This is a genomic window from Pseudomonas imperatae, assembly GCF_057128625.1.
Map to the genome: position 1 here is coordinate 362,507 of NZ_JBSKHP010000003.1, position 11,558 is coordinate 374,064.

Annotated in this window: 6 protein-coding genes and 1 pseudogene; 5 read left to right on the forward strand and 2 right to left on the reverse strand. The window is 47.7% G+C overall.

Annotation, left to right across the window (positions count from 1 at the left end; genetic code table 11):
• The first annotated feature begins 70 nt into the window (after positions 1-70).
• The 4 genes and pseudogenes from drt3a (at position 71) to ACWKWX_RS06310 (ending at position 6,145) form a co-directional block, all read left to right on the forward strand.
• The gene (gene drt3a, locus ACWKWX_RS06295) at positions 71-1,417 is read left to right on the forward strand and encodes an antiviral reverse transcriptase Drt3a (protein ID WP_104925708.1); all 1,347 of its coding nucleotides are present in this window, start codon (positions 71-73) and stop codon (positions 1,415-1,417) included.
• Positions 1,410-3,458, forward strand: a complete 2,049-nt coding sequence (gene drt3b / locus ACWKWX_RS06300) for an antiviral reverse transcriptase Drt3b (RefSeq protein WP_483827233.1) — start codon at positions 1,410-1,412, stop codon at positions 3,456-3,458. The genes drt3a and drt3b overlap by 8 nt, the downstream gene beginning before the upstream one ends.
• Before the next feature lie 1,798 nt (positions 3,459-5,256).
• Positions 5,257-5,984: pseudogene (locus ACWKWX_RS06305) on the forward strand (integrase domain-containing protein); the annotation flags it as partial.
• A complete protein-coding gene (locus tag ACWKWX_RS06310) occupies positions 5,981-6,145 on the forward strand; it encodes a hypothetical protein (RefSeq protein ID WP_483827234.1) in 165 nt (54 codons plus the stop codon). The pseudogene ACWKWX_RS06305 and the gene ACWKWX_RS06310, both read left to right, overlap by 4 nt.
• Before the next feature lie 213 nt (positions 6,146-6,358).
• Here the strand turns inward: ACWKWX_RS06310 and ACWKWX_RS06315 are convergent, their stop codons facing one another.
• Together ACWKWX_RS06315 and ACWKWX_RS06320 are read right to left on the reverse strand one after the other, a co-directional pair.
• Positions 6,359-7,651, reverse strand: a complete 1,293-nt coding sequence (locus ACWKWX_RS06315; RefSeq protein ID WP_483827235.1) for a hypothetical protein — start codon at positions 7,649-7,651, stop codon at positions 6,359-6,361.
• Positions 7,651-8,670 carry a nucleoid-associated protein gene (locus ACWKWX_RS06320; RefSeq protein ID WP_483827236.1) on the reverse strand — a complete coding sequence of 340 codons (1,020 nt, stop codon included), beginning with the start codon at positions 8,668-8,670 and terminating at the stop codon, positions 7,651-7,653. Before ACWKWX_RS06320 ends, ACWKWX_RS06315 begins: the two co-directional genes overlap by 1 nt.
• Before the next feature lie 800 nt (positions 8,671-9,470).
• Between ACWKWX_RS06320 and ACWKWX_RS06325 the strand changes: the two genes are divergently transcribed.
• Positions 9,471-11,369, forward strand: a complete 1,899-nt coding sequence (locus ACWKWX_RS06325) for a hypothetical protein (RefSeq protein ID WP_483827237.1) — start codon at positions 9,471-9,473, stop codon at positions 11,367-11,369.
• The last annotated feature ends 189 nt before the right edge of the window (positions 11,370-11,558 follow it).

Consider the following 11,558-nt stretch of genomic DNA (forward strand, 5'->3'; position numbering starts at 1 on the left):
AATCGGGTAAAGTCGCTTATTAGCCATACTGAGCACACATCTAGAAAAATATGGAAGGTTAACCTTAACTATGGATCAGTCCTTCTCGATAAAAAATCTTAATAAGCTACTAAAGGCTGACAGAGAAAAGGGTGGGGATTTAGAAGAGCGGTATATCCCAACCGCTTTTGCTATAAGAGTAAAACTCTACAAGCTGAATAAGCTAAGATCATTTGCACGCTACCGCTTACGCACGGGGAAAACTACTCTCGCTTTCTACGAAAAACGTATGTCACGATTGACTACCGTTATAGAAAAACGTAAGTCTCAGCATGTAACCTTGATTGAGTCTGAGTTGGAGAGGGTTAGCAAAGCAGTTAGCAGCAAAGACTTCAGGATAATCATCACGCTCCTGCCGGCTCCGATTGGAGGTAAAAATGTTTATGGCGCAGGGAATTGCTTAGATCAAATACTCGCGATGAGGTTTGTTCAGCAAGCGCTAAAGACTTTATATGAGCTTCGTATGCCTCCGCGCGACATTCTAGTCAGCCAAATAAAATCACTGGCTTTAGATGGCGTACCCAAGTACATCATTAGATCAGATGTAGAATCATTTTATGAATCTGTAAGGCATAAGGAGCTCCTCGATGGAATTCACCAAGCTCCTGAGCTTTCGGTACTCATCAAAAGAATTTTAACACGACTTATGAAAGATTATGTCGTTGTATCCGGGGACGTGAACGGACTACCGCGCGGCATAGGTATAAGTGCGTATCTATCCGAAATATACCTGTCGAGCATTGATGCCGAAATCAAACGACAAGAGGATATATTTTATTATGCAAGATACGTTGACGACATGGTTCTCATGTATGCCCCCCAGCGAAAAGAACTCGCAGATCAGTACCTATCTACTCTAAGCAAAATACTTGAGACTAAGGGACTGAAATTCAATGACAAAACAAAAGTAATTGATCTACTGATTGAGCAAAAAGGTAAATTTGACTACCTCGGATATACATTTGATGTTTCCAAAAGCAGTCCAGCCGTAAGACTGAGCCAGAGAAAAATTGACAAATATAGATCACGTATCGACAAAGCATTTTCCGACTACGCTTCAAAATCTTTATTTATCCCCGAGAAATCCGAACGAGAACTAATGCTCAGATGTCTTTTCTTGACCGGAAACATGCGCTTGTTCAATAGAAAAAGCAATGCATTCATCGGAGTTTACTTTAGCAACAAGTTTATAACTGAGACCACTCAGCTTTCTGGGCTAGACAACTACTACATCAATAAAATCAAGAGCATTACCAGCCCGTCTCTATCGAGAAAGCTCTCGAAACTATCTTTCGCGCAAGGGTTCAAAGACAAATTGTTTAGAAATTTTGACCCCAAACAGCTTTCAGAGCTTTCGCGAGGTTGGAAGCATGTCTAGAAAAAAAGCACTATCCATAAATTTTCCAATTGAGCGGGTTATATTATCAGATGTACTTCCGTACGAAGTGCCTATAGTTTTCTCAAATAGATACTTTTACAGATTCTTGTGCGAACACAACATAAAGTTCAATGGGAATACGATCTCATGGACTACAAAAGATGAAGTACTAGACAATCTTGTAAAAATGATTCTTGGTATCCAACCAAGCAAAGTTGTCAAGCATGCCACTGAAGATGGCGAATCTAAATCCCTAATTTGCCTGGACAAATCGGATTTCGTCCACACTGTCCCCTTCATTTTTTCAACGACACATAAGCAAGATCAGCTAAGACAGTTGTCGCTAATGCACCCCAAAGGTCAGTTGCTTGTAGTAGATTTTTATGATCAATATAAAGACCTGATGATTTATTACACTGGCAGAAGTGAGTTCAGCCTGCGATCACCCAAGAGAGTTGCTGGATGTACCTATATAGATTTTCGCTCACAAATAGAGAGGCAAGATAAATCTGATGCCTTGGTAGAGGTAGACGGCGAAAACTATGAAAACTTAAAGTCATTCTTTGTATATGAACGATTCAGCAATGTTTTTAAGTTCTACGAATCGAGGGAGCACCTGCGTAGCGAGCGCGACTTCAGAAACCTAACAAAGTTTGACGTGTCTGGTTGTTTCGATAGCATATACACACATTCGCTAGCGTGGGCAATATATGGAAAGGACTTCGCAAAGCAAAACCTTAAGCCCATATTAGGCTCATTTGCGGGAAAATTTGACTCGCTGATGCAAAAGTTGAATCATAATGAAACAAACGGAATTTTGATCGGCCCTGAGGTTTCAAGGATTTTCGCGGAAATAATACTCCAAGCCGTTGATACTGAAATCTCTGGAAAATTGCTTGAAAAAGGGTATGTACACAACTCAGATTTCAAGATTTATCGATATGTGGATGACTATTTTGTTTTTTACAACAATGAAGAAGTCTGCCATCAGATAAAAATGACATTGCAAGAAAGTCTGAAGCTATACAAGCTATCTTTAAACAAGGGCAAAGAAGAAACACTACAGCGCCCTATTATTACGCCGATATCTATTGCAAAGAAGCGTATCTCCGATCTTTTTGATCGTACGTTAGCTTATGAAATTTCCTCAGAAATCAAGGATGGAGAGAAGCTTCCAAGGGGAGAAATTTACATTGGAAGATCTTCATTAATCACTGATTTCAAGTCAATCCTTGCCACCTCAGGAGTTAATTACGGGGAAATATTAAATTATTCTCTTTCCGTGGTAGAGCGCAAAGTAGGATCGTTAATTGAAAGTTACAAGAAGATAGAAAACCTTAGCGGCACCGACAAGAGCTTTTCAAAGTCCATAGAAGCTCTTTTAGGTTTTGTCTTTTTTATCTATGCCGTGTCACCAAAAGTAAACACAACCATTAAACTTTGCCGTATCTGCCAACGTATCTTGTCGTTTTATAAGTCTGACCCAATCGGTTTAAGCTATGAGGCATCAATCTCACAGGTAATTTATGAGAGATGCCGAAGCATCATGGATCACAACTCCGACGGGAAAAGCGCGAAAATCGAAACGATGTATTTGCTGGTGTTAATGCGTCAACTTGGCAAAAACTATCGCATAGATGAGAAAGTTCTCGGACACAGCTTTGGTTTTGACTTCTCAGATGGACAGTTTCAAACAAAATCTAGCCTTGACTATTTTTCTATAGTCACCCTTTTTTTCTATATAGAAAAAAAGACCCGTTACTCGCTGTTAAGAACTGCGTTGGAAAAGCATATATTAGAGAGATTCAGACTGAAGCAAGATTCGTTGATCGGTGATTCTGAAATGGTTCATTTGGCACTGGACCTTACAGCGTGCCCCTTCGTGAGCAATGAAACTAAAATCAGAATCTTGGAACAATATGGCTTGCCAAAAAATTATTTGCTAAGAGTTCAAAAATATAGCGAATACTGGTTCACCAAATGGGGCGATTTTGATTTTTCTAAGGAGCTAGACGCTAAGGTCAGTCAAGAAGTATACTGATTCGGATGCTTCACGCACATAGAAGACCGTTTGCGGTCGCACACACCAGCATCACGGCAAGGTTGTTCTATGCACGAAAGCTTTGCCTCGTTGAATCCTCGTGAGTTCTCCGGTCTTGACTCCTTCACTTTCCTCTTAGCTTAAGGCCTACCAGGAAAGTGAAGGATGCTCGATTATCTCGTTTTTTGATGACCTACTCCCAGCCGATAGGAGCCTGTGAACAGTCCCAGGTTTGATTGGCTAGCTATCGCCTAGCGTAAAGCTCCAGCAGTACCCCTCTCTACCCGCTCGATACGTGCTTCCGCACACAAAGGAGTGAAGGCGCGAATTCTAGAGGGTATTTTTAGAGATACAAAATCTTCAGTCGAACTATAAAACTCATGAAAATCATATAGTTAAATACTTATTCGACTCCTGGTGCCGCACCATACGCAGTATCGAAGAAGGCTCACCGCAAGGTGGGCCTTTTTTGTTTGCGCGCGGAAAGGCATCGCCGGCGCTGCCCCAAAGGCCACCACCCGTAGCCGCTGCCGCCAGGCTGCGCTGGCCCTAGGCTCTGTATGAAATATGTGAAGGGTGCGTGGAACACTGTGGGAGCTGGCTTGCCAGCGAGCTTTTGAGGCCCGAAAAGCTCGCTGGCAAGCCAGCTCACACACCAGAACCCACCCTCACATGTTTTTTCATACAGACCCTAAGCATCGTCGCCGGCGTCGACCTAAAACATGCCTTCGTCGCTTCGCGCCCTGCTTCGTGAAGCAAAAAACGCCGACCAAAAAAAACCGCCTCCCAAGAAGACGGTTTTTTTGATTCAACTCGATTAATAAGGTCGAGCTGCAGATTTTCACAGGTCACTCCAACGAGTAGAGGGAAGCCTATCCCTCGCCTATCCTGCAGCCAGTTCAGACTGGCCCTTAATAGGCTCGATACAGCCATCGGGCATTGCCGGCGCCTGAAGATTACATCCATGCCAAAAACGAAAAAACCCGCTTAGCCAGCGGGTTCTCACGATAACTTTTTAGCTAGTAAATTCAGGCCGTAATCCCGATTTACGTTCCTCACTGGGCACGTCAGCAGAAGGCAAATGCTACGGCTCGACCGCCTGCACTGTCAACACAAACACTTAACACAATGTTTCTTCACTTCACAATTATATATTAACGAACCATTCCATTAAGGCCGGACTCAAGCAAACGAAATAACCAGATATAATTGATACGGAAATCCGTCCCGCAGCCATTCCAAAAACACATTACCATCTGCCTCGCTCTCACTGCTGACACCCAATGAGACGACCGGAGCCCGCTCAGATTTCAAGCCCCACTTCCACGGGCTCGTAATCCGTGCCGGACTCGCGCAGTGGGTCAACCGCCCGGCCGCCTCACTGGGCACAGTCAGCAGACTGTCCGAAGGCATGCGTGTTCCGGTAAGCACGCTGGAGGCTTGGCCACCGCTAAGGAGGCCAAGGTATGTGGAAGTTAATCCGAAACGTACTGAGCTTCTTGTGGTTAGCAAACCGTGCTTTTCAAGCATGGAACTACCTGCGAGACAGCATTGACGAACTGCGGTAAATAAGCGTTGGGTTCGCCTCGGCTGTTGGCTGGGGTGGACTCTTTGAATATTGTTGTTATGTAGGCTTCCTACAATTAGGTCCCGCACACCTAACGTGATACGAAGTGGAACTGTGCGAATAGTTTGACCGCGCGGACAAGGCGCCAAATGCCGGTAATAAAAAATTTGACCCATGCGGTCGATGTCGCTGCCTTCATACTCGACCAGCAAGGCGAGATGCCCGCCAAGGCCCGGGGTGAATGATGCGCGGCAGATTGACCGCGAGGTACTTTCGAACTACACCGCATACCTTCGCGGCCTGGTTGAGCACAGCCACCTAGCTATCAGCACTGCGCAAAACCGGCTATCCAGCTTTAATAGAACAATGGCAGCGCTTCGTGGTGATCAGTATATGAAAGTGCCAAGTCCGGCAAAGAGTTAGGTATGCAACGCAGCGGAGTTCGTCAATCGGTGCCGTAGGGCCAAGATCGCGCGCCCATACAGCGAATAGTCGAGGCGCTCTGCAGCCATCAACATCTAAGGGCTGCGCCGATCGTGCAGTTGAGGCCATCTTGGCTGACCTGCCACGGTTTAGCCGCGAGGCTGAAAGCTTGGCCAAGATCGACATTCAGGGCGGCACCAAGGCCACCGCGCCCGGGCAGCAGCACATCGCTGGATTACGGTGGACGACCATACTCGTGCCGCCCTTGAGTTTGCGAGGCAGGTGTCGCCTGCTCTTAGCTGAAACCTGATTGCTCCGAACGAAAGCTACTCGACCATTCTGCAGGCGATCGTCCGCCCTCTACGCGACACCATTCATGCCCACAAGCTCAAAGGCTTCCAGGAGCTAAGAGCCGAGTATGCATGTGAGCGCTACGAGTAAATCACCCCACATCGCCCACCTATCAAGCAAGTCAGCTATGAGCTCGGGCACGGTCGGATCGATGTAGTCCTTCCTACATCGGAGGACGGACGTGAGTAAGTCATTCGATGTGGAACTATTCCTGGCTGGTGTGCTGATTGGTTCGCAAGCGGCGCGACAACCTCATGTACGCCAGGCAAAAAACCATTCAGGTTGCAATCGCAAAGCGCTGGCACCGGAAAACCCTTGGGCTTGGCAGAAAAAGCATGTGGTGTAGTTTCTTGAGAATTGCTTGAGCGAACACAGTCAGGCAACGCAGTATTACTACGTACTGACGGTCCGGCTGCTAGCTCGACATCTAGAAACGTCATGGGTTTTCAATCTCTGAAGGGGACCTGATCCTGACAATCACGACTGAACAAAGATTGGGTGCTGCGACAGCACAGGGCGGTAGTTGCCGCCCGCGTATGGTCATGGCTCCGAACAAGCCCTACCAAGTCCTACCGGAAAAAAATAGGTCCAGCAGTTTGCTACCTCTCGTTACGGCGCAAGTCCACAACTGTGAGCCCCATTCGAGCAGCAGCTTCAGCAGTACCATAGCTTCCGGCGTCTTGACCACAAAGACGTAGCCTGTAACGGCCGTCAGTACAAAGGAAAGTAGAGTGAGTGACCACGCCATTTTCAAGTTTAGACTGCAGTCGGATTTCAAACTCTCGAAAATTGTTGCTACTTCAGTGAATAGCTTTGGCAACTCCTGACGGAAGCGCTTTTCCTTCTGCAAGATCTCATACCTGATCGCATTGATGGCAATTATCTGGCTTTTGATAAGCCACACTATGATCGTCAGAAAAAAAAGGGACGACATCATTACCGTACTATTAATGGTGAGATGACTGTCATCTGTCGAGTCTTTGAGTTGCGTTGTGGCTAATATCGTGGATACAGGTATTGCCAGCAGTTTGCCTTGAATACCTATAAGCAATCCATTGAGCTTGACGCTGAATTCTCGCTTCTGCTCATTGAGCTTATCTAGATCATTGTTGAAAGAGAAATTGGAGATGAACAGCTCATAGTTCTGCTGCGCATTTTCAAGGATTTCATCGCAGTGACTTAATAAGTGCGCCAACCGGTTGGATTCTTCGCAGGACTTCAAGCTGGAAATTAGTGCGTTACGAATGAGCCGTTTCTTTTCGGTTCCGTGCAGCGAGTCGGATAGCATTTCCTCCAGTTTTTTTAGCCCATTGGCGACGCTTCCGGCGGTACGCCGCACTATAGGTGCACTAACTCCGTAGGTCAGATAGATTTTCTGGTCGTATGTCATCAGTGTAAAGCGACTTCCTGTCACTTCTAATATGGCATTGCGCTCAAGCTCTTTGATGAAACTGGAAGCCCGGATCACCGCAGGAGGGATGTTCGTCAGTTCGTCGCCCCAGGTTTTATAGCCCGAGTCAAGCAGTGCGAAATGCTCAGGCAGGCAGTGCAGGTTGAAGACGGCGAGCAGATCGTCCTCATCTTTAGCTAGACAATACTGAGACCCGCGAGGAGGAGTGATGGCGATATCGACGTTCTGCTCGGCGGCGGCGCCAAATGTGATCAGTCGCCCATTCAGACGCACCTCAACCTCGACTGTGTCGCTCTCGTTCAGTCTGTCCAGAATTGAGCGCTGCGGCGCTTGCAGGCTCAACGTCGCAGTGAGTCGATGATCGGACCATTGCAACGGACACATGCAGTTTAGCCGCAGAATGTCCTCTATTTCGTCGATGGGCGTAATGGAAGCCATCATCAGGCTTTCGGAATGTTTGGTTTGATGCTCTCAGGGACCTTGGTGATGACTAGGTGCCCCTCAGCATTCAGGTAGATAGTCTTGTTTTCCAAGGCCGCCTGTTCGAACGACAGCGTATATTCCTTATTAGGTCCCGAGACCCTATATTTGAGAAGTGACTTCAGATGTTTGGCTACTGGCTCGAATTCTGCGGGAATCTCTATTTTGCTCTTAGTGACATAAGTGATGAAATTATCAGGATCACTCGGTTCCAGTTGGTTAGCCACTTCGCGCAGGGTAATGCTCTCTCCCTTGGCAATTTTCCCGTCCGCCCACTCTTGAATGGCGCGGCGGCTATTCAACGCCTCGTCTTCGCTTTTGAACTCCTCACAATAGTTTTTTATCAAGGTCACGAGTTGCTGGGTGTGTTTGGATGGGTCCAAATAAGCTTCTTCATCAATGCCAAGGAGGGATTTGAAATATCCAACCACCGTGTCTTTCCGGTTCTTTCCTTTCAAGAAAGAAACATGGGGCGCCTCTAGATCTTTATCAGCCTCCTGCCAACGACGTATGTCAATATTCGCCGCAAAGTGCAGCTTGTCGACATCGAGGGTGTCGATCTCCTCGAGGTTGAGGTTCTCATCGATACCGATTCCTTTGGCATTCTTTATAAGAACAACCATGAGGTTAGGTTCCCCATCCATCAGATAGTCAATGATGGTCAAGAATCCGCCGGTAGCCAGTGGAGCTTTCTCTAGCTCGATTTTAAGCTGAGCAAGGGTATCCCTAGAGAACTGATAAAACCCTAGCTCCTTTGCGAAATAACGCTTGGTTTTGGTGTCGAACCAGCTATCGGCCAGGATACGAGCGTACGCCATGTTGCCCTCACCTTGGTAACTCGTCAGGATCGTGCTCACAAGGGTGTTAGCCTTGGGTTCTGGAAGATCAACCTGTCGTTCGCGAGGGAGCAATACAACGCTTTTGTCGCGCTGATTGGTCACTATCTTGTGAAACACAAACCCTTGCAACTTAAATTCCATGACCGTCCTTATCGTGAACATCGTGCATCCCCGGAGTGGCGGGGATTGTACCTCATGCTGGCATGAGGCCATATTCCTTCATTCTTCGATTTCTGTGGTCAACACCTGATATCGGCGATCTCGGCGCGGCAAAAACTGTATGGATAAACAGTATTTCATTTTCGCTATGCTTGCAAGCTGGGGTAGTGTGCGATGATGGCATAAGGTCCGAATAGCCTCATTTCTGCGCCAGACGAGGGAGATAGCCAAAATGGCGCGGTCGGATCGAGCCCCCTACGAAACACACGGGTGCAGTTGAGGGGTAACGGCCAAAACTATCCTGCCGTTCTCCCCGATCCCGGTTGCCGCCAGCCGCCAGCGTGATCACTGGGGAATGGCCCGGAAGGGAAAAGCACCATATCCTAGTCACCGGATGTAACGGCCTAGTAGATTTACATTGACTCAGGATTTGCGCCGGGACAAACGATTGATATGCAGCGAAAGCCTCTACGTCCTCGAACATGCTCCAAATGTCGAACTTCAGGAGGAAAGTTGGAGATTGCGACAGGCGGATTGGGGTCGATTAGGAAAAGCTTTTGTTGGCCGACTGCAACAGGTCACCATGGACAGCTGCCCGCCAGGTGCCCCACCGAGGAAGCGAAAAGCCTCGCATCCATTCCAATTCCAGAGATCGAGAAAGCTTGGGAAGCGAAGTCATCGTAGTATGCGAGACCCCCACCCTCAATCTAAGGCCAGAAATGTCTAGGACATATCCGATTCAGTTCGGAACAGATGGAACGTACGAGCTATCTGAAAAAGCTATGAAGCATATCCTTACTGGCGACACAGTAGTGCGCCCTGTCAGTGCAAACGGGGTGCGCTCAAGTGAGGTTGTCCTTTCTGGTGGGCTCCACACATGGGAAGGGTGGGAAGAGTTTTCCAGACAACATCCCCGAGTAGCACATTTGCTAAGGTACGACGTTGATCGCCACGACGACTGGTTTTACGCGCGAGAGCTTCAGAATGGCGTCATCACCTTGAAGGTTCCTCGGAGGATGTTCACAGGCGACGCCGCCAGCATAACCATGATGCCGGACTCCCACTACAAGTCGGGGTACCTCTGGAAAACGCTGTACCCGGTGGGCTATTCAGAAGAAGACATCATCCGGGTTTTGACAGAAGCTTTCGATAATCTAGACCGAGAGGATTCCACGCATCCGACGAAGGAACAACCGGCTGGGGTCCTCTTCGGATATGCGTTGATAGACACCCCTCTCAAGTCTTTGAAAATCCGAATACAGGTTCGAGGGAATCAGATTCAATCGGCCTTTCCAGCCTGGGAGCAGCCAGCAACTGGGAACAACGGCAAGCCCTACTCACACGCCCATTCGATCAATTTCAACATAGCCGCGTCAACTGTCTTTTATGAGCGATACGCGGAAGCTTGGGGTCTGACATTCCCCAAAAACTGCTTCAGCTTGCAGGAGCTAATGAAGATCACTCCGGCCTTTATATTAAGCAGGCCGCGACGCGATACGGCCGTATGCATAGACGAATGGCGTCACGTTCGTGAAAGATCTCTTATTGCCATAGCGCCCTCGATGACGCCCGAACAGCTTCAGCACGTCGAAGCTTATTTACGCGACTTTGTCTGCAGCAAAGACCCGTACGGCGCGCAAGCTGGCATTTATAGGAATTTCATTGAAGAAATTAGGCGTAATGACGCGGTATTTAACGCAGCGCAAATTTCTGAAAATGTCGCTGAGTGTATCCAGGTGCTGACTCACTGTGATCTGCAGCACGGTACCAGGAGTGCAATAGATGTCATGGTCCGATTCCTTCGAATGGCAATTGTCCATACCGGAGGACTTAGTTCACTGATGTTTAAGCGAGTACTTGGTGAATTCGTAGAAGCCGCATTGGGCCATCATGAAAAGAACTCGGTGAACGAACTCTTGGCTGGGCTCGCAACGTCACCCTGCCGTGCAGCCCTTTACACTGAATTTAATCTCAACCCGTACGTGAAAAGAAACGATGAATCCGGTTTGCGCACTGTTGGGGTCCCAGAGGTCGACATCGAGCTGGGACCAGAGCACCTTTATGAGTTTATTGCTCTAAATCTCGGTGAAAATTATCTGCAACTCTTTTCCGCAGATCAGCGGCTTGCCCTCGCAAAAGGGTGCTTTCCTCGACCTGAACAGCAGGCAATGGTAGCGGACGCGATGTCATTCCTATCCGGTATCGACTTTCAGTTCTTCATACCTGTTCGTCTAAATCTTGCGTGGCTTGGAGATAAGAACCCTCCGGCCGAGGACGATTTGATCGCCATAGCAAGAGACTACAGTCGAATGTTGGTTCTATACCGACAGCGGATCGTGATGGAAGACCCCCACGCATATAAAGCCGATCTAGACTACGGACAATCAGGAACTGACAAGTTTTTCAATCTCATCCGCCAGAAACACAAGCGTCAGTTCGTCCTCACAGTGCACAGGGCGATGCTAAACCAGTTAATAGGCTATGCCCGCACGGTCGGTTATTTGAAGCTAAAAGCTAAAGTCGAAAACACATTAAAACAACTCTCGAAAGAAGCTGTTCCGATGCCGAAGCCAATTCCTTTCTACATCTTGGAAAGCCGCAATACCCCTGAGTCATTTGCAGGCAACACTGAGGATTTGGTACGAGAGATCATGGGCAGAGTTTCAAGTGATCTAGTGTAAAGGTGAGCGCCGCTGGATAGCTCCGACCGATCTCGACGTCATAACGCGAGAACAAATGTCTTGCGGACAGTCTTAATTTCAGCGGCTACCCTCTGTCATACTCGATCAATTGTGTAGTGGTCTAATGAAACCGGACACCCATTTAGGCGAGAATGCTCGCCACAGAGAGGTGTCTGATGACCAAGCAAC

Bases quoted from the DNA above. Each gene is read 5' to 3' on its own strand.
- drt3b (WP_483827233.1), top strand. From the start codon at position 1,410: ATGTCTAGAAAAAAAGCACTATCCATAAATTTTCCAATTGAGCGGGTT.
- drt3a (WP_104925708.1), top strand. From the start codon at position 71: ATGGATCAGTCCTTCTCGATAAAAAATCTTAATAAGCTACTAAAGGCT.
- ACWKWX_RS06325 (WP_483827237.1), top strand. From the start codon at position 9,471: ATGAAGCATATCCTTACTGGCGACACAGTAGTGCGCCCTGTCAGTGCA.
- ACWKWX_RS06315 (WP_483827235.1), bottom strand. From the start codon at position 7,651: ATGATGGCTTCCATTACGCCCATCGACGAAATAGAGGACATTCTGCGG.
- ACWKWX_RS06320 (WP_483827236.1), bottom strand. From the start codon at position 8,670: ATGGAATTTAAGTTGCAAGGGTTTGTGTTTCACAAGATAGTGACCAAT.